The 22,796-nt window shown below is 70.1% G+C and carries 21 protein-coding genes; 8 read left to right on the top strand and 13 right to left on the bottom strand.

The features are described 5' to 3' along the window. Positions 1–91 precede the first annotated feature (91 nt). A complete protein-coding gene (locus QO011_RS26965) occupies positions 92–1,585 on the bottom strand; it encodes an MDR family MFS transporter (protein WP_307279156.1) in 1,494 nt (497 codons plus the stop codon). Between the two features lie 258 nt (positions 1,586–1,843). Beyond that, positions 1,844–3,376 (bottom strand): bifunctional metallophosphatase/5'-nucleotidase, encoded by a 1,533-nt coding sequence (locus QO011_RS26960; protein ID WP_307279155.1) that lies wholly within the window; start codon positions 3,374–3,376, stop codon positions 1,844–1,846. A gap of 127 nt (positions 3,377–3,503) precedes the next feature. On the opposite strand from QO011_RS26960, the gene QO011_RS26955 reads away from it, so the two are divergent. After that, positions 3,504–4,217 (top strand): GDSL-type esterase/lipase family protein, encoded by a 714-nt coding sequence (locus QO011_RS26955; RefSeq protein ID WP_307279153.1) that lies wholly within the window; start codon positions 3,504–3,506, stop codon positions 4,215–4,217. A 12-nt stretch (positions 4,218–4,229) separates the two neighbouring features. Here the strand turns inward: QO011_RS26955 and QO011_RS26950 are convergent, their stop codons facing one another. Beyond that, the gene (locus QO011_RS26950; RefSeq protein ID WP_307279152.1) at positions 4,230–5,480 is read right to left on the bottom strand and encodes a cyclopropane fatty acid synthase; all 1,251 of its coding nucleotides are present in this window, start codon (positions 5,478–5,480) and stop codon (positions 4,230–4,232) included. A gap of 260 nt (positions 5,481–5,740) precedes the next feature. On the opposite strand from QO011_RS26950, the gene araD1 reads away from it, so the two are divergent. Then, a complete protein-coding gene (araD1, locus tag QO011_RS26945) occupies positions 5,741–6,739 on the top strand; it encodes an AraD1 family protein (protein ID WP_307279149.1) in 999 nt (332 codons plus the stop codon). Positions 6,740–6,977: 238 nt separating this feature from the next. Further along, entirely contained in the window at positions 6,978–8,438 is a 1,461-nt protein-coding gene (locus QO011_RS26940) for an MDR family MFS transporter (protein ID WP_370882013.1), read from the top strand. A 4-nt stretch (positions 8,439–8,442) separates the two neighbouring features. Here the strand turns inward: QO011_RS26940 and dapE are convergent, their stop codons facing one another. From dapE to QO011_RS26910, 6 genes are all read right to left on the bottom strand, one after another. Further along, on the bottom strand, positions 8,443–9,612 hold the full coding sequence (gene dapE, locus QO011_RS26935; RefSeq protein WP_307279142.1) for a succinyl-diaminopimelate desuccinylase: 1,170 nt from the start codon (positions 9,610–9,612) through the stop codon (positions 8,443–8,445). A gap of 13 nt (positions 9,613–9,625) precedes the next feature. Beyond that, positions 9,626–10,486, bottom strand: coding sequence for a 2,3,4,5-tetrahydropyridine-2,6-dicarboxylate N-succinyltransferase (gene dapD, locus QO011_RS26930; protein WP_307279139.1), 861 nt, complete (start codon positions 10,484–10,486; stop codon positions 9,626–9,628). Between the two features lie 74 nt (positions 10,487–10,560). After that, entirely contained in the window at positions 10,561–11,223 is a 663-nt protein-coding gene (locus QO011_RS26925) for a glutathione S-transferase family protein (RefSeq protein WP_307279134.1), read from the bottom strand. 70 nt (positions 11,224–11,293) lie between these two features. Then, positions 11,294–11,821: an SRPBCC family protein gene (locus QO011_RS26920; RefSeq protein ID WP_307279131.1), complete on the bottom strand. Its 528-nt coding sequence runs from the start codon at positions 11,819–11,821 to the stop codon at positions 11,294–11,296. Positions 11,822–11,916: 95 nt separating this feature from the next. Continuing rightward, complete coding sequence (locus QO011_RS26915) at positions 11,917–13,185, bottom strand: RNA polymerase sigma factor (RefSeq protein ID WP_307279129.1); 1,269 nt, start codon at positions 13,183–13,185, stop codon at positions 11,917–11,919. Next, positions 13,182–13,556, bottom strand: coding sequence for a YciI family protein (locus QO011_RS26910; protein ID WP_307279125.1), 375 nt, complete (start codon positions 13,554–13,556; stop codon positions 13,182–13,184). Before QO011_RS26910 ends, QO011_RS26915 begins: the two co-directional genes overlap by 4 nt. A 199-nt stretch (positions 13,557–13,755) precedes the next feature. Between QO011_RS26910 and QO011_RS26905 the strand changes: the two genes are divergently transcribed. Continuing rightward, a complete protein-coding gene (locus QO011_RS26905; RefSeq protein WP_307279124.1) occupies positions 13,756–15,021 on the top strand; it encodes an aminopeptidase in 1,266 nt (421 codons plus the stop codon). A gap of 157 nt (positions 15,022–15,178) precedes the next feature. Further along, positions 15,179–16,240 (top strand): fatty acid desaturase, encoded by a 1,062-nt coding sequence (locus QO011_RS26900; protein ID WP_307279121.1) that lies wholly within the window; start codon positions 15,179–15,181, stop codon positions 16,238–16,240. Positions 16,241–16,245: 5 nt separating this feature from the next. Here QO011_RS26900 and upp read toward each other — a convergent pair whose 3' ends face one another. Continuing rightward, the gene (gene upp / locus QO011_RS26895) at positions 16,246–16,875 is read right to left on the bottom strand and encodes a uracil phosphoribosyltransferase (RefSeq protein WP_307279119.1); all 630 of its coding nucleotides are present in this window, start codon (positions 16,873–16,875) and stop codon (positions 16,246–16,248) included. A gap of 256 nt (positions 16,876–17,131) precedes the next feature. Between upp and rpoN the strand changes: the two genes are divergently transcribed. The 3 genes from rpoN to QO011_RS26880 all read left to right on the top strand — a co-directional run bounded on the left by rpoN (position 17,132) and on the right by QO011_RS26880 (position 19,960). Beyond that, complete coding sequence (gene rpoN / locus QO011_RS26890) at positions 17,132–18,667, top strand: RNA polymerase factor sigma-54 (RefSeq protein WP_307279117.1); 1,536 nt, start codon at positions 17,132–17,134, stop codon at positions 18,665–18,667. Between the two features lie 176 nt (positions 18,668–18,843). Next, a complete protein-coding gene (locus tag QO011_RS26885; protein ID WP_307279114.1) occupies positions 18,844–19,344 on the top strand; it encodes an MmcB family DNA repair protein in 501 nt (166 codons plus the stop codon). Between the two features lie 115 nt (positions 19,345–19,459). Further along, on the top strand, positions 19,460–19,960 hold the full coding sequence (locus QO011_RS26880; RefSeq protein ID WP_370882012.1) for an SRPBCC family protein: 501 nt from the start codon (positions 19,460–19,462) through the stop codon (positions 19,958–19,960). Positions 19,961–19,972: 12 nt separating this feature from the next. On the opposite strand, the gene trmB is transcribed toward QO011_RS26880, so the two are convergent. From trmB to QO011_RS26865, 3 genes are all read right to left on the bottom strand, one after another. Beyond that, entirely contained in the window at positions 19,973–20,704 is a 732-nt protein-coding gene (gene trmB / locus QO011_RS26875) for a tRNA (guanine(46)-N(7))-methyltransferase TrmB (protein ID WP_307279112.1), read from the bottom strand. Between the two features lie 147 nt (positions 20,705–20,851). Beyond that, complete coding sequence (gene metK, locus QO011_RS26870; RefSeq protein WP_307279109.1) at positions 20,852–22,078, bottom strand: methionine adenosyltransferase; 1,227 nt, start codon at positions 22,076–22,078, stop codon at positions 20,852–20,854. Between the two features lie 231 nt (positions 22,079–22,309). After that, a complete protein-coding gene (locus QO011_RS26865) occupies positions 22,310–22,726 on the bottom strand; it encodes a helix-turn-helix domain-containing protein (protein ID WP_307279106.1) in 417 nt (138 codons plus the stop codon). Between the last annotated feature and the right edge of the window lie 70 nt (positions 22,727–22,796).

Here is a 22,796-nt window from a genome sequence, read left to right as displayed (position 1 = left end):
CCGGACTTGATCCGGCGATGACGGCGGAAAGCGCAGCGCACTTATCTGCGGACGCCCCCTTAGCGCATCGCCCCGGCCAAGAGAAGGCCCGCTATTCCGCCGCGGCGCTGGCCTCGTGCACGCTGGCCTTGAGCGGCCGCTCCTCCATCGCCGCCAGGGCGCAGAGCGACAGCGTCAGGCCGAGGGCGGCGGCCGCGAACACCCAGCGGAAGACGAAGGCGATGTCGAGGCCGTGCTCGGCGAAGCTGGCGGCGAGGCGCTCCATCGAGAGGCCGGCCTGGGCGCTTGCCGGCAGGCCGCCGAGCACGATGGCGCCGAAGCCGGCGACGATCAGCGCGCCGCCGAGCGAGCGGAAGAAGTTCATGGTGCCGGTGGCCGTGCCCATCTGGTGCGGCATCACGGCGTTCTGGATCGCCACCGTCGAGACCGGCAGCAGCGTGCCGAGACCCAGGCTGGTGGCGGTCATCACCACCTCCAGGGCGGCCAGCGGCAGGCCGCGCGGCACCATGGCCAGGATCGCCAGCGCCGCGACGGCGATGCTGAGGCCGATCAGCGGCAGGCGCTTGTAATGGTCGACGCGAGCCATGACCCGTCCGGAGATGGTCGCCCCCGTCACGGTGCCGACCATCAGCGGCAGCAGCGCCAGGCCGGATTGGCTGGCCGTCAGCTCATAGACCGTCTCCAGATAGATCGGCATGTAGATGGTGAGGCCGATGAACACGCCCATGCCGAAACAGGCGGCGAGCGTGCCCATGGCCACCACGCGGTTGGCCAGGACCTCGGCCGGGATCAGCGGCTCCGGCGCGGTGCGCAGCCGTGCCACGAACAGCGCCCAGAGCAGCGCCGAGGCGGCGAACAGGCCGAGGATCGGCGCCGAGGACCAGCCATAGCGCACGCCGCCCCAGTTGAGCGCCAGCATCAGCACCACCGTCGCCGCGGCCATGACGCCGGCGCCGAGCAGGTCGAGCCGGTGCGGCCGCTCGTGGCGCGGCAGCTTCCTGAGGAGGGAGCCGGTCATCCACAGGGCGAGCAGCCCGAGCGGCAGGTTGATCCAGAAGATCACCGACCAGTGCAGGTGCTCGGCGAAGAAGCCGCCCAGCACCGGCCCGCTGACGCTGGAGAGGATGAAGACGCCGGCAATATAGGCCTGGTAGCGCGGCCGCTCCTTCGGCGAGACGATGTCGGCGATGATGGTCTGCGCCAGGGAGATCAGCCCGCCGCCGCCCAGCCCCTGCAGGCCGCGCGCCAGGATCAGCACCAGCATGGTCGGCGCCAGGGCGCAGGCGATCGAGCCGGCGACGAAGATGCCGATGGCGACCAGCAGCGTCGTCCGCCGCCCGACGATGTCGGAGAGCTTGCCGTAGAGCGGCGTCACCGCCGTGGCGGTGAGGAGATAGGCCGTGACCACCCAGGGCAGGTGCTCGAGGTCGTTGAGCTCGCGGCCGATCGTCGGCATGGCGGTGGCGACGATGGTCTGGTCGAGGGCGGCCAGGAACATCGCCACCATGATGCCGACGATGATGGAGCGGATTTCGGAATGGCTGAGGCCAGCCGGAACCGGGGCCTCGGAATGCGGATCGGTCATGATGCGAATGCGTATCGCCCGGCGGGAAGAGCGGGGGCCGCCTCTTGGTAGCATGCCGGGCGGGCAGGGGACATCACATTTGTTGGCGTGCGCGGGCGCAGCGCTGTCCGGGCAGGGGGCCATCGTCGATTTCCTCGGCGTCGGACTTGTCCGACGCCGAGCGATCGGAGAAGTTCGACGTAGGGAAGACGAGGCGGCGCGGCGCCCCGTGACACGGGGCGGCAAAAGACCGCAACGGGCTCCGGAGCGGCAGGCGGCTCAGCGCAGCACGATCCGGCCTTCGACGCCGGTGCGCACCGTTCCCTCCGCCCGCACGAAGTTCATCACCTCGCCCGCCATCAGCCGGCCGTCGGTCGCGCCGATCAGCACCTTGCCGCGGCCGAGCGCGGTGTAGCCGTCGCCGCCGGCGAGCATGAAGTTGTTGGAGGCGAGGCTGTAGATCCGGTCGGGATCGAGCGGCGCGCCATCGATGGTCACCGCCTGGATGCGCGCGCCCGGCGCCGCCTGGGCGTCGACCGTGACCGTCATGCCCGAGACCTGCGGGAAGCGCCCGCCATGGGCCTCCAGCTGCGAGACGCCGTTCTCCAGCGCCGCCCGGATGTCGGCGCCCTTGAGCTCGACCATCACGCTGGTGTTGCCGAAGGGCAGCTCGGTGAGGATGTCGCGCCGGGTCAGCTTCGCGCCGGCCGGATAGAGCTTGTTGGCGCGGATGCCGCCGCCATTGGTGATGGCGCAATCGGCCTTGGTGGCGGCGCGCAGCGCATCGGCGACGAGGTTGCCCATCGCCGTCTCCTGCGAGCGCACGCTGGCGGTGCGGCTGTCGAGCTCGACGGCGGTGGCGCCGATCTCGACGTCGAGCTCCTTGGAGAGCTCGGCCTCCAGGCCGTCGACGACCGTCTGCACCTCCGGGTCGGGATCGACGGTCATGCTGTCGTGCACGCGGAAGCTCGGCAGCCAGGCCACCTTGCGGTCCCGGCCCTCGCCGGTGAAGCTGACGGAAAAATCGATCGCCGTGACGAAATTGCCCTCCTCGTTCGATTCCACCATCACCGTGCGGCCGTCATAGCCGATGGCGAGATCGTGGTCGTGGCCCGAGAGCAGCACGTCGACCAGGCGCGAGCGCACGATCGCATTGTCCATGGCCCGGTCGGTATGGGCGACGCAGACCAGCATGTCGGCGCCAGCCTGGCGCAGCGCCGCCGCCTCGCTCTTCAGCGTTTCCAGCTCGGGCAGGAAGACGATGTCGCCGGGCTGCGACATCTCCGGTGTCGTCGCCAGCGCCAGGCCGACGACGCCGAGCTTCACCGGGCCGAGCTGGACGATCATGCTCGGCTTCATGCCGGCGACCGGCGCGCCGTCGGCCTGGCGCATGTTGGCGGCGAAGAAGGGGAACTCGGCATGGCCCATATGCTTGAGGAACACGTCCTTGCCGAAGTCGAACTCGTGGTTGCCGGGCACGAAGACATCGGGCCTGATCATGTTGGTGAGGCGGACGATGTGGTCGCCCTGGTCGAAGCCCGACATCAGCGACGGGGAGAAGCAGTCGCCGGCGTGGCAGAACAGCATCGGCACGCCGCGAGCCCGCTCGGCCTTCACCACGGCGGCGAGCTTGGGAAAGCCGCCGCGCCCCTTGCTGTCGCCCATCTTGTAGATGTCGTTGACCAGGAGCAGCGAGAACGCGACGTCGACGGGCGCGGCCTCGGCCGCATCCTGCCCGCCTGCCAGCATGGTGACGGTGAAGCCGGCGCCGAGGCCGAGGCCGAGCGTCTGGCGGCGTGAGAATTTCGACATGGCTGGCTCCTCTGCGCTGCCTGCCGATCCTCGGCCAGCGAGATGGCGGGCAGATGAAGGTTGCGCCGCGCCCGGAGCCTGGGCAAGTCTGCTGCGCTCGATACGATCCGGAGGAAACGTCGCAGCCATGGCCCCATCGTCCACACCGCCCGCCCCCGAAACCGCGCCGCGGCGCATTCTGGTCTTCGGTGATTCCAACAGCTGGGGCTACATCCCGCGCAGCGACGACCTGCCGTCCGAGCGCTTCCCCAAGGCCCGGCAATGGCCCTTCGTCATGGAGGCGGCGCTGGGGCCGGGCCACGAGATCGTCGTCGACGCCCTGTCCGGGCGCACCACCGACCATCCCGACCCGCAGCTGGTGAAGCTGACCGGCGCCGGGCTCGACGGCAGCGCCGCCCTGCCGGCGGTGGTCGGCGCGCACCTGCCGCTCGACCTCGTCGTCATCATGCTCGGCACCAACGACACCAAGGCGGCCTTCGCCCGCTCCGCCTTCCGCATCGCGCTCGGCGCCGGCAGGCTGGTCGATATCGTCCAGTCCTCGGGCCAGATGTTCGGCGGCGGCTGGTACGCCTATCCCGCGCCCCGGGTGCTCCTGGTGGCGCCGCCGCCGCTCGCCCGCACCATGACCCCGAACATGGCCGAGGAGTTCGCCGGCGGCTATGAGCGCTCGATCGGGCTCGCCGCCGCCTATCGCGCCGTCGCCGAGGCTGCCGGCGCCGCCTTCTTCGATGCCGGCAGCGTCATCGGGACGGACGGGGTCGACGGCGTGCATTTCACCGCCGAGACCCAGCACCGGCTCGGCACGGCCCTGGCGGAGGCGGTGCGAGCGGCGCTGGGATAGGCCGCTCGCCGCCTACTCCGCCGCTTCCTGGCGGCGAGTCGGGGCGAGGTCGAGCGGCAGCCGGCGCTCGGCTTCGCCGATATAGTCGCGCGTCATCGGCACGGTTTCGACGGCCTTGGCCACCTGCACCTGGAACACCATGTGGCCGCCCCAGCGGAAGGCGCCCTCCGAGGCCGCGAGGTAGAAGTCCCACATCCGGCAGAAGCGCTCGTCGTAGAGGGCGCGGATGCGGTCGCGGTTCTGGTTGAAGCGCTGGCGCCAGTGCTTGAGCGTCTCGGCATAGTGCAGGCGCAGGATCTCGACGTCGGTGACGACGAGGCCGGCACGCTCGATCGCCGGCAGCACCTCCGACAGCGCCGGCGAATAGCCGCCGGGGAAGATGTACTTGCGGATCCAGGGATTGGTCGCGCCCGGCCCGTCCGACCGGCCGATCGAGTGGATCAGCGCCACGCCGTCGTCGGTGAGCAGCTCCGCCACCTTGCGGAAATAGGCGTCGTAATGGTTGACGCCGACATGCTCGAACATGCCGACCGAGACGACGCGGTCGTAGCGCCGGCTCTCCTGGCGGTAGTCGCGCATCTCGAAGCGCACCCGGTCGGCGATGCCGGCCCCCTGCGCCCGCTGGTTGGAGACGCGGTGCTGCTCCTGCGACAGGGTGATGCCGGTGACGTCGGCCCGCGAGACCTGGGAGATGTAGAGGCCGAGCCCGCCCCAGCCCGAGCCGATGTCGAGCACCTTGACGCCCGGCTTGAGCAGGAGCTTGGCGGCGATGTGCCGCTTCTTCTGTGCCTGGGCCTCGTCGAGCTCGGTGTCGAGATCGGGGAAATAGGCGCAGGAATATTGCCGGTCCTGATCGAGGAACAGGTCGAACAGCTCGTCCTTCAGGTCGTAGTGATGCGCCACGTTCTGGCGGGAGGTGCCCGCCGGGTTGTACTGCTGCAGCCGTCGCAGCAGCCAGCGCAGCTTCGCCGTGATCGCCCCGAGCGGGCCCTGCTCACTGCTCCAGCCGAGGTTGCGCATGAACACGGCGAGCATGTCGAAGACGTCGCCGCCGCTCTCGACGGTGATGCGGCCGTCCATGAACGCTTCGCCGACCGCAAGCTCCGGGTGGAACACCAGGCGCCACTGCGTTGCCTTGTCATGGATGCGCAAGGCCACATGCGGCTCGCCGGCGCCATAGCACCCCGTGGTGCCGTCGGCATAGGTGATGCTGAGCGTGCCTGTCCGAATCAGGCTTTTGAGAAAACGATCCAACACGAACATAACCAAGCCCCCAAGCCGGGCCGAGGTCGCCAGGAAGGGCGGGGGCTGCAGTCGTACGACATCATGCCCGAGGGGCCTTCGATCGGCGGCCGTGGATTTCAACACGACCCGTCTTTGAATGGAAAATCAAATTCGGCTGGGATGCAACGGCTTTTGATGCTGCACTGCCCCAAAATCCCCGGCGCGGATCGGTGGGCGACGGGTTGCGCGCGGGATGCCGCGGCTTATGATGTTTCGAACAATTGTCGGAGGATTTGCCCGTGTCGTCTCCCTTCCGTCTCGCCCAGCTTCGCGGCCCCGATGGCCGGCGCGCCGTCGCCGCGACCCTCGACGGCGCCTGCCGTCTCGTCGCCGGCGCCGACAGCGTCCGGAGCCTGGCGCTGGCGGCGATCGAGGCCGGCCGCAGCCTGCGCCGGCAGGTCGAGGCGCTCGGGCTGGGCCAGGCCGTCGACCTGAAGGCGGCGCTCGCCGAGGGCCGGGTGCTGTCGCCGCTCGACCACCCCGACCCCGCGCATGTGATGGTCGCCGGCACCGGGCTCACCCATCTCGGCAGCGCCGAGGGGCGGGACAAGATGCACAAGGACCTCGCCGACCCGACCAAGCTGACCGATTCGATGAAGATGTTCCGCATGGGCCTGGACGGCGGCCGGCCGGCGCCGGGCCGCGAGGGCGTGCAGCCCGAATGGTTCTACAAGGGCGACGGCTCCACCGTGATGGCGCCCGGCGCGCCGCTGCCGTCCCCGTCCTTCGCGCTCGACGCGGGCGAGGAGCCGGAGATCGCCGGCCTCTACGTCAACGGCCCGGACGGCACGCCCCACCGGGTCGGCTTCGCCCTCGGCAACGAGTTCTCCGACCACGTCACCGAGCGCCAGAACTATCTCTATCTCGCCCATTCCAAGCTGCGCGCCTCCGCCATCGGGCCGGAGATCCTGGTCGGCGATCTGCCGGCAGACCTGCGCGGCACCTCGCGCATCCTGCGCGGCGGCCAGGTGGTGTGGGAGAAGCCCTTCCTCACCGGCGAGGAGAACATGTCCCACACCGTGGCCAATCTCGAGGGGCATCACTTCAAATATGCGCTGTTCCGCCGCCCCGGCGACGTCAACGTGCACTATTTCGGCACGGCGACGCTGAGCGTCTCCGACGGCTTCCGCACCCAGAAGGGCGACGTGTTCGAGATATCGGCTGAGCCTTTCGGCCTGCCGCTGGCCAACCCGATCGGCGAGATCGCGGCGCCCTGGCCGCTGGTCAAGCCGCTCTGAACCGGGGCCCGAACGCCGGCTCCGCCGGCGCTCTCGGCCCGGCACGACCGCCAGCTCTGCGGATCCGACAGGCCAGCCATGCCGCAAACGATATCGCCTGTGACAAAGCTGCCATAGTCCTGCCTGGTGGTTCGGATTATATACCAGTTGTTCCCGCCGCGACCGGTCCTCGATCGGCCAATCGAAGCCAGGGCAAGCGCCGCTCTCCGACGCACGCCGCAATTCAATGCCGCCTGCCATGTCGGAAGCCACCTTGGATTCGAGCGTACGGCCTGCCCTCGCCGGCAGGCCGAACTACCGCACGATCGCGCTCATCATCGCCAGCGCCATGTTCATGGAGCAGCTCGACGCCACCGTGCTGGCGACGGCCCTGCCGACCATGGCGCGCTCCTTCGGGGTCTCGGCGCCCCATATGAGCATCGCGCTCACCGCCTATCTCCTCAGCCTCGCCGTGCTGATCCCGGCCAGCGGCAAGGTAGCCGACCGCTTCGGCTCGCGCAGCGTCTTCGCCGTCGCCATCGGCATCTTCACACTCGGCTCGATCCTGTGCGCGCAGGCGCAGAGCCTGCCCTTCCTGGTCTTCGCCCGGCTGCTGCAGGGCGCGGGCGGCGCCATGATGATGCCCGTCGGCCGCCTTGTGCTGCTGCGCAGCGTCGACAAGCGCGACCTGGTCTCGGCCATGGGCTGGCTGCTGGTGCCGGCGCTGATCGGCCCGATCGTCGGACCGCCGGTCGGCGGCTTCATCGTCACCTGGCTCGACTGGCGCTGGATCTTCTACATCAACATCCCGATCGGCATCCTCGGCATCGTGCTGGTGCTGATGTTCATCGAGAACGTCCGCGGCGAGACGCGCGAGCCCTTCGACGTGATCGGCTTCGTCCTCTCCGGCGTGTCGCTCGCCTGCCTGCTGTTCGGCTTCGAGATGAGCAGCCGCGGCGGCGAGGCTGGGCCGTTTTCCCTGGGGCTGATGGTCGTCGGCCTCGTGGTCGGCGTCGCCTATGTCCTGCATGCCCGGCGCCATGTCGCGCCGATCCTCGACCTCAGCCTGATGCGCATTCCGACCTTCCGCATCTCCGTGATCGCCGGCTCGCTCTCGCGCATCACCCAGGGGGCGCAGCCCTTCCTGCTGCCGCTGATGCTGCAGATCGGCTTCGGCCTGTCGGCGGCCGAGAGCGGCCTCCTCACCTTCGCCACCGCCTGCGGCTCCATGCTGATGAAGGGCGCCGCCGGCCGCATCCTCAAGCGCTATGGCTTCCGCACCACGCTGGTGTGGAACAGCGTGGCGTCGAGCCTGCTCTATGCCGCCTGCGCCGCCTTCCGGCCGGACTGGCCGCATGCGGCGATCTTCGCCGTGCTGCTGGTCTGCGGCTTCTCCATGTCGCTGCAGTTCACGGCCTACAACACGGTGGCCTATGACGACATCCCGGCGAGCCGCACCAGCGCCGCCAACAGCTTCTACACCACGTTCCAGCAGCTGATGCTGTCCTTCGGCATCTGCGTCGGCGCGCTGGCGCTGCACGCCTCCAGCGTCTCGTCCGGGCATGCCCATGCCACGGTCGGCGACTTCTCCGTCGCCTTCCTGGTGGTGACCGCCATCTCGCTCCTGGCCTCGCCCGTCTCGGCGCTGCTGCCGCGCGACGCCGGCGCCGTCATGAGCGGCCACCGGGCCGGCGGGCGGGAGGAAGCGGCGGCGACCTGACGGCTCAGGCGGCCATGCGCGCCAGCACCCGCTCGTAGATCCGCGTCAGCGCCTCGAGGTCGGCGATGCTGGTGCGCTCGTCGACCTGATGCATGGTCTTGCCGACCAGCCCGAACTCCACCACCGGGCAATGATCCTTGATGAAGCGGGCATCGGACGTGCCGCCCGAGGTGGAGAGCGCCGGCCGGCGCCCGGTCTCGGCCTCGATCGCGGCGGCGACCTCGTCGACGAAGGGGCCCGGCGGCGTCAGGAAGGCCTCCGAATGGGTCCGCTCGAAGGCGAGGCTGTGGCGCACCTCGCTGCCGGCGGCCGCCTCGAGCCGCGCCCGCACCCAGGCCTCGAGCCTCTCCCGGTTCCAGATGTCGTTGAAGCGGATGTTGAAGGTCGCCCGCGCCTCGGCCGGAATGACGTTGAAGGCAGGGTTGCCGACGTCGACGCTGACCACCTCGAGGTTGGAGGCGTCGAAATGCGCGGTGCCCTGGTCCAGCGGCTCGGCCAGCAGCGCATCGATCAGCCGCACCATGCCGCCCACCGGGTTGCGGGCGAGGTGGGGATAGGCGACGTGCCCCTGCACGCCGTGCACGGTGATCACGCCCGAGAGCGAGCCGCGCCGCCCGATCTTCACGGCGTCGCCCAGGGCCGCCGGGTTGGTCGGCTCGCCCAGGAGGCAATGGCCGAAGCGCTCGCCCCGCTGCTTCGCCCAGTCCAGGAGCTTCACCGTGCCGTTGACGGCCGGGCCCTCCTCGTCGCCGGTGATCAGGAAGGCGATGGCGCTGCCGGGATGCCGCTCCAGATGGCGCAGCGCCGCCGCGACCGAGGCGGCGACGCCGCCCTTCATGTCGACGGCGCCGCGGCCCCACAGCTCGCCGTCGAGGACGGCGCCGGAGAACGGCGCCTGCGTCCAGCGCCCGGCATCGCCCGGCGGCACCACGTCGGTATGGCCGGCGAAGAGCAGGGCCGGCCGCTCCTGCGGCCCGGTGCGGGCATAGAGGTTGACGACGTCGGGCGAGCGCGGATCGGTGAAGGTGACGAGATGGCTCTCGAAGCCGGCGCCGCGCAGCACCGTGTCGAGCAGCGCCAGGGCGCCGCCCTCCGCCGGCGTCACCGAGGGGCAGCGGATCAGCGCCTGCGCGAGGGCGACGGGATCGCGGGGATCGAAGGCGGGCTCGGTCATGCCGAAGGCTCCCTCAGTCCCGCAGGAGCTCGTTGATGCTGGTCTTGGAGCGGGTCTGGGCGTCGACCGTCTTGACGATCACGGCGCAATAGAGGTTCGGGCCGGGGCGGCCGTCCGGCAGAGGCCTGCCCGGCAGCGTGCCGGAGACCACGACCGAATAGGGCGGCACATAGCCCTTGTGGATCTCGCCGGTGGAGCGGTCGATGATCGTGGTCGAGGCGCCGATATAGACGCCCATCGACAGGACCGAGCCCTGGCCGACGATGACGCCCTCGGCCACCTCGGCGCGGGCGCCGATGAAGCAATCGTCCTCGATGATCACCGGGTTGGCCTGCAGCGGCTCCAGCACGCCGCCGATGCCGGCGCCGCCGGACAGGTGGACGTTGCGGCCGATCTGGGCGCAGGAGCCGACCGTGGCCCAGGTGTCGATCATCGCGCCCGAGGCGACATGGGCGCCGAGATTGACGAAGGAGGGCATCAGCACCACGCCCGGGGCGATATAGGCGGAGCGGCGCACGACGCAGTGCGGCACGGCGCGGAAGCCGGCCTCGCGGAACTCGGTGGTGGTCCAGTTGGTGAACTTGGACGGCACCTTATCCCACCACGCGGTGTTGCCGGGGCCGCCGGGGATCGTCGACATGTCGTTGAGGCGGAAGGACAGCAGCACCGCCTTCTTCAGCCATTGATGCGTCTTCCAGGAGTCGCGCAGGCTGTTGGCGCCCTCGATCTTCTCCGCCACCCGCACCTTGCCGGCGTCGAGCAGGCCGAGCGTGTGCATCACCGCGGCGCGGATATCGCCCTTGGTGTCGAGCCCGATCGAGGCCCTGTCCTCCCAGGCCGCGTCGATGATGGTCTGGAGCTGATCGAGTTCCATGGTTCCCTCCTGCAACCCGTCGGACATGCCGAGGCGGGGGCGGCGAGTCAAGCACGGCGCGGCGCAGCCGTGGCTCAGGGCCCCGCCCCCCGCGGCGCCAGAGGCCAGGTGATCGCCGCGGCCCGCTGGTAGGCCGGCCGCGCCCGCAGCCTGGCGTCATAGGCGGGGAAGCCGGCGGGCGGATCGGGAATGCGGCGGTTGAACAGGGCGATCGACATGAGCGAGCCCAGCATGACGTCGACCGCGGTGAACTGCTCGCCCAGGAGCCAGGGGCCGTCGCGGAGAACGGCCTCGAGCGTGTCGATGACCGTGGCGCGGTCGCCCCATCCCCGTCCGGCCGCCGCCACCGGATCCGGCGGCTCGGCGAGATAGATCGCCGGCTCGAACACCGCCGTCGAGAACACCATCCAGCGCAGATAGGGGCCGCGCCGCGCATCGGCGATCTCGGGCGCCAGGACGCCGTAGCCGTAACGGTCGGCGAGATAGAGGCAGATCGCCGGGTTCTCCGTCACCACCGTATCGCGGTCGACGAGGGCCGGCACCTTGCCCATCGGGTTGACGCGCCGGTAGCGCGGCGTCTTCTGGTCGCCGCGCTTGAGGCTGAGGCGCTGGAGCCGGTAGGGCACGCCCAGCTCCTCCAGCAGCCAGAGCGGCGTGAACGACCGGCTGTAGCGCGCGAAATAGAGCGTGATGTCGGCGGCGGGACCTGCTCGTTCGCCAGCGGTCTCGCTCGCCATCCTCGCCTCCGGGGCCGGTGCGGACAAGACATAGCACGGCGGCGCCGGCCGCGGCAGGGCTCGCGCGGTCCTACGCCTCGGCGACGGCCTTCAGCCTGGCCAGGCCCGCTTCGAAGTCGCGGCCGATCATCCGGTCCATGTCCAGGAAAAGGCTCATCGCCTTGCCGACGGTGAGGTTGGGGCCGTGCATGGCCCAGGTGAGGCGCGTGGCGCCGTCCGCCTGCGGCTCCAGCTTGAATTCGGCGGTGTTGCGGGCCTTGAACGGCCTGACGAAATCGAGCCGGATGGCGACGCGCCGCAGCGTCGATTCGAGGATCTCCATGCGCCCGGCGCCCGCCTTGCCGTTGCCGGCCCAGGCATAGACCGCGCCGACGCCGGCCTCGGGCCCGACGAAGGTGCGGCGCATCGCCGGATCGAGCGCCTCATAGGGCGACCAGCGGCTCCAGGCGCGGAAATCGTCGATCAGCGGGTGGATGCGCTCGGGCGGCGCGGCGACGGTGACCGCGCGCTCGACCCGGAAGGTCGGCGGCCGGGTCACGATCCAGGCGGCGAGCACGGCGGCGAGAGCGATCAGGACGATGACGATGGCGGTGACCATGGCGGCCTCGTTGGCGGGTGGAGGACGGGCCTCAGGCCCTTCCATGCACCGAGGACGAGCGGACCGGCGCCGGCCCGACAGGCCCCGGCATTTTTTCAGCGAGGCGCCCCTCCGCCCGCTGCGCCCTCGCGCATCAGCCGGTCGATGTGCTGGCGGATATGGGCCGCCTCCGCCGCCGTGTTGGCCAGCGCGATCGCCTGGTCGAAGGCGGCACGGGCCTCGCGGGCGCGGCCGAGCTGCATGAGCAGCCCGCCCTTCAGGCCGAAGAAGTGGAAATAGCCGGAGAGCTGCGGCGCCAGCGGCTCGACCATGGCGAGCGCCGCTTCGGGGCCACGCACCTTGGCGACGGCCACGGCCCGGTTGAGGGTGATCACGGGGGAGGGCTGCAGCGTCTCCAGCGCGCCGTAGAGCAGCTCGATCTGCGCCCAGTCCGTGTCCTGCGGCCGCTCGGCCCGGGCATGCAGCGCCGCGATCGCCGCCTGCACGAGATAGGGGCCGCGGCGGCGGTGGCGCATCGCCTTGTCGATCAGCGCCAGCCCTTCGGCGATCATGGTGCGGTTCCACAGGCCACGATCCTGGTCCTCCAGCAGCACGACGGCCCCCTCGGCGTCGAACCGGGTGGCCGCGCGCGAATGCTGCAGCAGGAGCAGGGCGGCGAGGCCCATGATCTCCGGCTCGGCCGGGAACAGGCGCAGCAGCAGCCGGGCCAGGCGGATCGCCTCCTCGCACAGCGAGCCGCGCTGCGCCGCCTCGGCTCCGCCGGCCGAATAGCCCTCGTTGAAGATCAGGTAGACCATGGCGGCGACCGCCGCGAGCCGTTCGGTCCGCTCCACGGCGCCGGGCGCCTCGAAGGGCACGTCGGCCCTGGCGATGCGCGCCTTGGCCCGGGTGATGCGCTGCTCCATGGCGCTCTCGCCGACCAGGAAGGCGCGGGCGATCTGCCTGACCGTGAGGCCGGAGACGATGCGCAGGGCGAGCGCGATCTGCTGCGTCGCCGGCAGCTCGGGATGGCAGCAGATGAACAGCAGGCGCAGGATGTCGTCGCGGTAATGGGCGCCGTCCAGGCGCTCGGCAATGTTGGCCTCGGCATCCTCCAGGTCGGAGATCTCGTCGTCCGGCGGCAGCGGCTCCTGCCGGCTGCGCCGGCGCACCGCGTCGATGGCGACGTTGCGCCCGACGAAGATCAGCCAGGCGGCGGGGTCACGCGGCGGGCCTTTCTCCGGCCAGGTCCGGAGCGCCCTGAGGCACGCTTCCTGGAATGCCTCCTCGGCGGCGTCGAGATCGTGGAAATAGCGCAGGAGCGCGCCGAGCGCCTGGGGGCGGGCCGAGGTCAGGGCCGCGTCGATCCAGGCCATGTCGGTCATGCGAGGTCGCTCCCCTGCTTGAACGTGGCGACCGGACGGATCTCGTAGGCGCCGACGCCGGGATTGGCGACAGCGAGCTCGCGCGCCGTCGCCAGCGCCTCCTCGAGGTCGGCGCAGTCGACGATGAAGAAGCCGAGCAGCTGCTCCTTGGTCTCGGCGAAGGGCCCGTCGATCACCAGGGGCTCGCCTGCGCTCTTGCGCAGGGTGGTCGCCGCCGTGGTCGGCAGCAGCCGCGCCACCGGCCCGAGCCGCCCGGCCCTGGCCAGCGTCTTCTCCACCGCGAGGAGCCGGCCCATGACCGTGTCCTCCTCCTCCCTGGTCCAGGCGCCGACGACCTCTTCCTGGTTGTAGCAAAGGATGGCGTAGAGCATGGGCGTCTTCCCGTTCGTTGCAAGGACGTGCCAGCCCGGCCGCAGCCGACAGGGCCGGACGGATTTTTTGTCGCGGCGCCACAGTAGCGGCGGGGGGCGCGGAGACAACCGCCGCCGGCCCCGAAATCCGCTCCGCGGCCCTTGACGAAGCCGCCGCAAAGCCCTTGCTGTGAGGCAGAACCTTTGCAGGAGACCCGCCATGACCGAGCAGATCCGCTTGCCCCAGACCGACGCCGCCGCCGCCCATGCCGCCCGCCTCGACCGCCTGGCCGAGGTCGCGGTCAAGGTCGGCCTCGGCCTGGTGCCGGGCCAGGAGCTGGTGATGACCGCCTCGGTCGAGGCGCTGCCGCTGGTGCGCCGTATCACCGAGCACGCCTACAAGGCCGGCGCGACGATCGTCACCACCCTGTTCTCGGACGAGGAGGCGACGCTGGCGCGCTTCCGCCACGCGCCGGACGAGAGCTTCGACAAGGCCACGGGCTGGCTGTTCGACGGCATGGCCAAGGCCTTCGAGGGCGGCGCGGCGCGCCTGGCCATCGCCGGCGAGGATCCGTCGCTGCTCGCCGGCCAGGATCCCGACAAGGTCGCACGCGCCAACCGCGCCCGCTCGGCCGCCTACATGCCGGCGCTGAAGCTGATCACCGGCTTCAAGATCAACTGGAACATCGTCTCCTACGCCACCGTCGCCTGGGCCCGCGCCGTCTTCCCCGGCGAGCCCGACGACATCGCCGTCGCGCGCCTGTGGGACGCGATCTTCGCCGCCTCGCGCATCGACGCGGCCGATCCCGTCGCGGCCTGGGCGGCCCACAACGACGACCTGCACGCCCGCGCCCGCCAGCTCAACGCCAAGCGCTACCACGCCCTGCGCTTCCGCGGGCCGGGCACCGACCTCACCGTCGGCCTCGGCGACGGGCACGAATGGCACGGCGGCTCGTCCACGGCCAAGAACGGCATCGTCTGCAATCCCAACATCCCGACGGAGGAGGTGTTCACCACGCCGCACCGCGACCGGGTCGACGGCGTCGTCGCCGCGACCAAGCCGCTGTCCTACCAGGGCACGCTGATCGAGAAGATCGCGGTGCGCTTCGAGGGCGGGCGCATCGTCGCGACCGCGGCCGCGAGCGGCAAGGACGTGCTCGACAAGGTGCTCGAGACCGACGAGGGCGCCCGGCGTCTCGGCGAGGTGGCGCTGGTGCCCTATTCCTCGCCGATCTCCAGGAGCGGGCTGCTGTTCTACAGCACCCTCTACGACGAGAACGCCGCCAGCCACATCGCGCTCGGCCAGTCCTACAGCCAGTGCTTCGTCGACGGCGGCTCGCTGACGCCCGAGGAGCTCGCCGCCCGCGGCGCCAACAACAGCCTGATCCATATCGACTGGATGATCGGCTCCGGCGAGGTCGATGTCGACGGCCTCGCCGCCGACGGCTCGGCCGAGCCGGTGATGCGCGCCGGCGAGTGGGTCTGAGGCGCGGCCGGCGCCGCGGGATCTTCCCTGGCTTGTCGAGCCCCGCCCCGCGGGCGGAGCCCGGAAATCCTGGCGGGCCCGCGGCGCGATGGCGCAGACCCTGCGGCATCGGCGCAATAGGGAAGGCGCGGCGGTTGAATCTGGGCTATGCTGGCTGATGCGTTCCGACCAGCAAGCTACACCCGCCGCCGCCGCGATCGATGCGCGCCGGTGGCCCAAGATCCTCTCGCGCTACCGCGAGCCGAGCGTCCCGCGCAGCGTCGCGGAGATTGCCGTCACGCTCGGGCCGCTGGCCCTGCTCTGGGTCGGCATGTGGGCCGCGCTCCATGTCGGCTACTGGCTGAGCCTGCTGCTCGCCGTGCCGGCCGCGGCCTTCCTCGTGCGCCTGTTCATGATCCAGCACGATTGCAGCCACGACGCCTTCTTCCGCAGCCGCATCGTCAACGCCTGGGTCGGCCGCGTCATCGGCGTCCTGACCCTGACGCCGCACGATCTGTGGCGGCGGACCCATGCGATCCATCACGCCACGTCAGGCAATCTCGGCCGCCGCGGCATCGGCGACGTCGACACGATCACGGTCCGGGAATACCGGGCGCGGTCATGGTGGGGGCGGCTCGGCTACCGCCTGTACCGGCATCCGGCCGTGATGTTCGGTCTCGGCCCGGCCTATCTGTTCATCCTGCAGCACCGGGTGCCGCTCGGCCTGATGCGCGGCGCGGGCTGGCAGCCCTGGGTCAGCACCATGGCGACCAATCTGGGCATCGCGGCGGTGGCCGGCGGCCTGATGTGGCTCATCGGCATCGGCCCGTTCCTGATGGTCCACCTGCCGGTCGCCCTGATCGCCGCCTCGATCGGCGTCTGGCTGTTCTATGTCCAGCACCAGTTCGAGGACACGGTGTGGGAGGAGGACAGGGCCTGGGACCATCCGGAGGCGGCGCTGCACGGCAGCTCGCATTATGACCTGCCCGGCGTGCTCCGATGGCTCACGGCGAATATCGGCATCCACCACGTGCATCACCTGTCGAGCCGCATCCCCTATTACCGGCTGCCGGAGGTGCTGAGGGACCATCCGGAGCTCGCGAATGTCGGCCGCCTGACCCTGTGGCAGAGCTTCGGCTGCGTCCGCCTGGTGCTGTGGGACGAGATCAGGCGCAAGCTCGTGTCGTTCCGCACGATGCGGCGCGACGCCGCCGCTGCCGGCGACGTGTCCGGGGCCTGAGGCCGCTACTTCGTCCCGTACATCCGGTCGCCGGCATCGCCCAGGCCCGGCACGATATAGCCGTGGTCGTTGAGGTGGCTGTCGATCGCCGCCGTCCAGATCCTGACATCCGGATGGGTCTCGCGCAGCCGCTTGATGCCTTCGGGCGCCGCCAGCAGGCAGACGAAGCGGATATCCCTCGCCCCGCGTGCCTTGATGCGCTCCACCGCCGCCACCGCCGAGTTCGCCGTCGCCAGCATCGGATCGAGCAGGATGACGAGCCGCTCTGCCACGTCGGGCGGCGCCTTGAAGTAATACTCCACCGCCTTGAGCGTCGCGGGGTCGCGATAGATGCCGATATGGGCGACGCGCGCCGAGGGCACGAGATCGAGCATGCCCTCCAGGAAGCCCTCGCCGGCGCGCAGGATCGGCGCGAACACCAGCTTCTTGCCGGCCAGGCGCGGCGCCCGCATGGTGGTCAGCGGCGTTTCGATGTCGACATATTCCAGCGGCAGGTCGCGCGTCACCTCGTAGCACAGGAGACGGCCGATCTCGTTGAGGAGCTGGCGGAACCCCTTGGTGGAGCGCTCCTTGTCGCGCATCAAGGTGAGCTTGTGCTGCACCATCGGGTGATCGACAACGGTCACGCCTTCCATCGCAAGCCTCCCTCCTGGGTCCGCATCCCGACGCGCTGTCCGGCCGGTCGCCGGACCGCCGCGATCCAGGCTGCCTGCTTAGACGATTTTGCCGGCGCTGAAACCCTTCCTCCCGGATCGTCCACGCATTTCGGCCGGGAAGGTGTCGTTCACGAACTGGCGCGAAAATTGCGCTCAAAGTTGGCGTGAAACTTGCGTTCGCGGCCCAGCCATGCAGGATGGAGAACATTCCTCCGTCCCAGGCAGTTTGCGTCGCATGGCCCTGTCGCACAGGCTCGAGTTTCGGCAGACCCAGTCGCTGGTGATGACGCCGCAGCTCATGCAGGCGATCAAGCTCCTGCAGCTGTCGAATCTCGACCTTGCCGCCTATGTCGACGCCGAGCTGGAGCGCAATCCGCTGCTCGACCGGGCCGAGGCCGGCGAGGCTGAAGGCGAGGCTGCCGCGGCGCCGGCCGCCGCGGCGGACCCGGTGGAGGGCGACTGGCTCGAGGCGGACATGGATCCCTCGCGCGGCGCCCTGGAGGAGCGGCTCGGCACGGGCCTCGAGAACGTCTTCCCCGACGAGCGCCCACCCGATCCGGTCGCCGCGCCCGCGGCCATCGAGCAGCCGGCCGGCAGCGACCCCTATGTCTCCTCCTGGTCGAATGTCGGCGCCGGCGGCCGCGAGGGCGGCGGCGAGGCCGATTTCGAGAGCTTCGTCGCCGCCGACATCTCGCTGGCCGACCATCTGGAGGCGCAGCTGATGCTGGCCGTCGCCGATCCCGTCCGGCGCCTGATCGGCCAGTTCCTGATCGACATGGTCGACGATGCCGGCTACCTCATAGGCTCGCTGGACGAGGTCGCCGAAAAGCTCGCGGCCCCGCGCGAGGACGTGGAGGCGGTGCTCGCCATCCTCCAGACCTTCGAGCCCTCGGGCGTGTGCGCCCGCAACCTCAGGGAATGCCTCGCCATCCAGCTCAAGGAGCGCGACCGGCTCGACCCGGCCATGGCGGCGTTGCTCGACCATCTCGAGCTGCTGGCCCGGCGCGACCTCGCCGGCCTGCGCCGGATCTGCGCCGTCGACGACGAGGACCTCGCCGGAATGATCGCCGAGATCCGCGCCCTCACGCCCAAGCCGGGCCTGGCCTTCGGCTCGACGCCGATCCAGCCGGTGGTGCCGGACGTGCTGCTGCGCACCGGCACGGACGGTGCCTGGATCATCGAGCTCAACCCGGACACGCTGCCGCGCGTGCTGGTGAACCAGAGCTATTATGCCAGGGTCTCGCGCACGGCCCGCAAGGATGTGGACAAGACCTTCCTGGCCGACGCGCTGCAGACCGCCAACTGGCTGACGCGCAGCCTGGAGCAGCGCGCCAAGACCATCCTCAAGGTGGCGAGCGAGATCGTCCGGCAACAGGATTCCTTCTTCGCCCTCGGCGTGCAGTATCTCAGGCCGCTCAATCTGAAGATCATCGCCGACGCCATCGGCATGCACGAGTCCACCGTCTCGCGCGTGACCGCCAACAAGTACATCGCCACCAGCCGCGGCGTGTTCGAGCTGAAATATTTCTTCACCGCCTCGATCGCCAGCGCCGAGGGCGGCGAGGCCCATTCGGCCGAGGCGGTGCGCCACCGCATCCGCCAGATGATCGACGCCGAAGCGCCCGAGGACATCCTGTCCGACGACACCATCGTCCAGCGCCTGCGCGAGGCGGGCGTCGACATCGCCCGCCGCACGGTGGCGAAATATCGCGAGGCGATGCGCATCGCCTCCTCCGTCGACCGCCGCCGCCAGAAGGCGCGGCGGGCCTGAAGCCGCCCCCGGCTCGGCACGGCCGGGTCGCCATGGTAGATTCGCCCGGAATCGGCGGGGCCTCTCCAGAGCGTTTTGCGATCTGGCGGCAACGCCAAGTATCGCAAAGACGCGTCGAAACAAGGAGCGAGAGCAAAGCAGCGTTTCCGCCCAAACGCGCTTTGCTCGAGGGAAGCATGGCCAGGATCGCGATCATCGGATCGATCGAGGTGCCGGAACTGCCCGTCGACGGCCGGCAGTCGCCCATGGCGCTGGCGATCCGCCGCGGCGCCGGCCGGGCGCTCTACCAGCACGGCTTCGTGGTGGTGCCGGAGCTGGTGCTGCCGGGCGGGCGGCGGGCGGACCTCGCCGCGATCGGCGCCAAGGGCGAAATCTGGATCGTCGAGATCAAATCCTCCGTGGTCGACTTCCAGGTCGACGGCAAATGGCCGTCCTACCGCGCCCATTGCGACCGCCTGTTCTTCGCGGTCGCGCCGGACTTCCCGGCCGAGATCCTGCCGCCCGACACCGGGCTGATCGTCGCCGATGCCTATGGCGGGGCCCTGGTGCGCGAGGCGCCGGAGCATCGCCTCGGCACCGTGGCGCGCAAGGCGATGACCTTCCTCCTCGCCCGCACCGCCTCCGCCCGCCTGCATCAGGCCATGGATCCGGACGGGATCCTGGCGGACTTCCTGTGAGGGGCGGCCATCCCGGGAAATGCGGCCCGGCCTGCTTGACCTCGGCCCGATGCCGACCGATGACAGGCGGGGCGTCGCGCCGCGGCTTCGCCGCCGATCGAGGAGGGAACGCAGCATGGACATGAGCGGTTCGCAGCGGATCGAAGCGCCGCGCGAGAAGGTCTGGGAAGCGCTGAACGATCCGGCGGTGCTGCAGCAGTGCATTCCCGGCTGCGAGGCGATCGAGAAGACCTCGCCCACCGAGATGAACGCCAAGGCGGTGCTGAAGATCGGGCCGGTCAAGGCCTCCTTCACCGGCAAGGTGACGCTGTCGGACCTCGACCCGCCCAACGGCTACACCATCACCGGCGAGGGCCAGGGCGGCGTCGCCGGCTTCGCCAAGGGCGGGGCCAGGGTCCGCCTGGAGCCCGATGGCGAGGCGACCATCCTGCATTACGACGCCAAGGCCGATGTCGGCGGCAAGATCGCCCAGCTCGGCGCCCGCCTGATCGACGGCACCGCCAAGAAGCTGGCCGGCGATTTCTTCGAGCGATTCGGCAAGGCGGTGGTGCCGCCGCCGGCCGGAGAGGAGCCGGCGGAGCCGACGAAGAAGGGCTGGTTCGGCTCGAAGAAATAGCCGAGAGGCCCCTCAGCGGCGGCGGAAGGTAAAATATCCCGGCGGACGGCCCTCGCGCAGGGCCTTCTGCTCGTAGCGGGTGCTCTGCCAGCCCGGCCAGGGCGTCAGCCAGTCGGCCGCGCGCTCGGCGGTCCAGTCGAAGGCCTCGGAGCGCGCCACCCGCGCCAGGGCATAGGCGGCATAGTCGTCGATGTCGGTGGCGAAGCGCAGCTCCGCGCCGCTTCTCATGATGCGGGCCAGCCGCTCCAGCATCTCCGCCTGCAGGAAGCGGCGCTTGCGATGCCGCCGCTTCGGCCAGGGATCGGGATAGAGCAGATAGACGCGGCCGATCGAGGCCGGCGGCAGCCAGTCGATGACGCGGACGGCATCGTCGTTCCAGATCCGGACATTGGCGAGGGCGCCGCGCTCGACATGGGCGAGCAGCTTGGCGACGCCGTTGACATAGGCCTCGCAGCCGATGAAGCCGATGTCGGGGCTCTCGGCGGCCCGCATCGCCAGGTGCTCGCCGCCGCCGAAGCCGATCTCCAGATGCACCTCGCGCCCCGGCCGGTGGAACAGACGCGTCGGGTCCGCCGGCGCGGGCGCGGCGAGGTCGAGCCGCAGGTCCGGCAGCTCCTCGGCGATCAGGCCGGCCTGATGCGCCCGCAGCGCCTTGCCCTTGCGGCGGCCGAAGAACCGGCCTTCCCCGGGCCCGGACGGCGCGCCGGCTTCGGCAATCGCGGCAGGGGGCGTGGCGGTGACCATTGGTCTCGAGTCTCGTCCGTCGTGGCGGCCGGCGGCGGCATCGCCGCTGGCCGGGCGGGGATCAGGGCACAGGGTGGCGCCAAAGGCAAATCCGCGGCCGGCTGGCGCCGGCCGCGGATGGGAAGGGATGCCGAACGGGCGTCTTCGTCAGGCCGCGGCCTGCACCTTGGGGTCGGCGGTGCCGTTGACCGCCTTCTTGATGGCGTCGGCGAGGTCGGTCTTCTCCCAGGAGAAGCTGCCGTCCCGGCCGGCCTTGCGACCGAAATGGCCATAGGCGGAGGTCTTGGCGTAGATGCCCTTGCTGAGGCCGAGATGCTCACGGATGCCGCGCGGCGTGAGGCGCATCACCTGGCGTAGCGCCTTCTCCACCTCGTCCTCGGTCACCTTGCCGGTGCCGTGCAGGTCGACATAGACCGCCAGCGGCTCGGAGACGCCGATGGCATAGGCGAGCTGGATGGTGCAGCGGTCGGCGAGCTTGGCCGCCACCACGTTCTTGGCGAGGTAGCGCGCGGCATAGGCGGCCGAGCGGTCGACCTTGGTCGGGTCCTTGCCCGAGAAGGCGCCGCCGCCGTGCGGGGCCGCGCCACCATAGGTGTCGACGATGATCTTGCGGCCGGTCAGGCCGCAATCGCCGTCCGGCCCGCCGATCACGAACTTGCCGGTGGGGTTGACGTGCCAGGCCGTATCCTTGGTCACCCAGCCCTCGGGCAGGGTCTTGCGGATATGGGGCTCGACCAGCTTGCGGATATCGGCCGAGGTCAGCGCCTCGTCGAGATGCTGGGTGGACAGCACGATCTGGGTGACGCCGACCGGCTTGCCGTTCTCGTACTTCACCGTCACCTGGCTCTTGGCGTCCGGGCCGAGCACGGCGAGCTCGCCGGACTTGCGCGCCTTGGTGAGGTCTTCCAGGATCTTGTGAGCGTAGTAGATCGGCGCCGGCATCAGCTCCGGCGTCTCGCGGCAGGCATAGCCGAACATGATGCCCTGGTCGCCGGCGCCTTCCTCGTTCTTGGCACCGGTGTCGACGCCCTGGGCGATGTCGGCCGACTGGGCGTGCAGCAGCACCTCGATCTTGGCCTTCTTCCAGTGGAAGCCGTCCTGCTCGTAGCCGATCGCCTTGATGGCGCGGCGGGCGGCGCTCTTCACCTTGCCCTTGGTCACCGTTGCCGGGCCGCGGGTCTCGCCGGCGATGACCACGCGGTTGGTGGTGGCCAGCGTCTCGCAGGCGACGCGGACCTGCGTCGGGTCCATGCCGGTCTTCGCCGCCTCGCGGTAGAACAGATCGACGATCTCGTCGGAGATGCGGTCGCAGACCTTGTCGGGATGGCCTTCGGCCACGGATTCGCTGGTGAAGAGGTAATCGAGTCGGGACACGGGCGATCTCCTGACGACCGGCGGCGCATCGGTGGCGCCAAGGACGCCATGTTTTGGCGAGCGCCATCGGCGAGGTCAAGCGTCAAATCATACGTTTTGTTCGTTTAAAGGAACGACGCGACTTTCCGGGCGCACTCCGCCGCGGCGGCCGCCCGAAGGAGCCGCCGACCGGGCTCGCGCATCCCGCCGGTGGTCGTGCGAGGATCGGCCGGCCCGAGCGCCGGCCTGGCCTCAGCCCGCCTCGTCCGCCTCGCCGAGGCTGGAGACGAGATCGACCACCCGCCGCCGCACCTTGGCGTCCTTGATGCGCACGAAGGCCTTGTTGAGCTGCAGGCCTTCGGTCGTCGACAGGAAGTCCACGACATGGGCGGACGAGCTGGAATCCGGCAACGCCTTGCCGCCGTCGACCGGCTCGTTCCCCGGCGAGCCGTCGAAGAAGAACGAGACCGGCACGCCCAGGATGTTGGAGATCTGCTGCAGTCGGCTCGCGCCGATGCGGTTGGTGCCCTTCTCGTATTTCTGCACCTGCTGGAAGGTCAGGTTCAGCGCTTCACCGAGCTTCTCCTGGCTCATTCCGATCAGAACGCGGCGCATGCGGACCCGGCTGCCGACATGCCTGTCGATCGGATTCGGCGCTTTCTTTATCATGGGCGAAGTCCTTCACTCGTTCTCTTGGCACTGCCCCCGAGCCTTTCTGGATGAATGGTTGAGCGCGGTA

The sequence above is a fragment of the Labrys wisconsinensis genome (assembly GCF_030814995.1).
Taxonomy (GTDB): domain Bacteria; phylum Pseudomonadota; class Alphaproteobacteria; order Rhizobiales; family Labraceae; genus Labrys; species Labrys wisconsinensis.
This window is presented reverse-complemented; position numbering and strand designations above follow the sequence as displayed.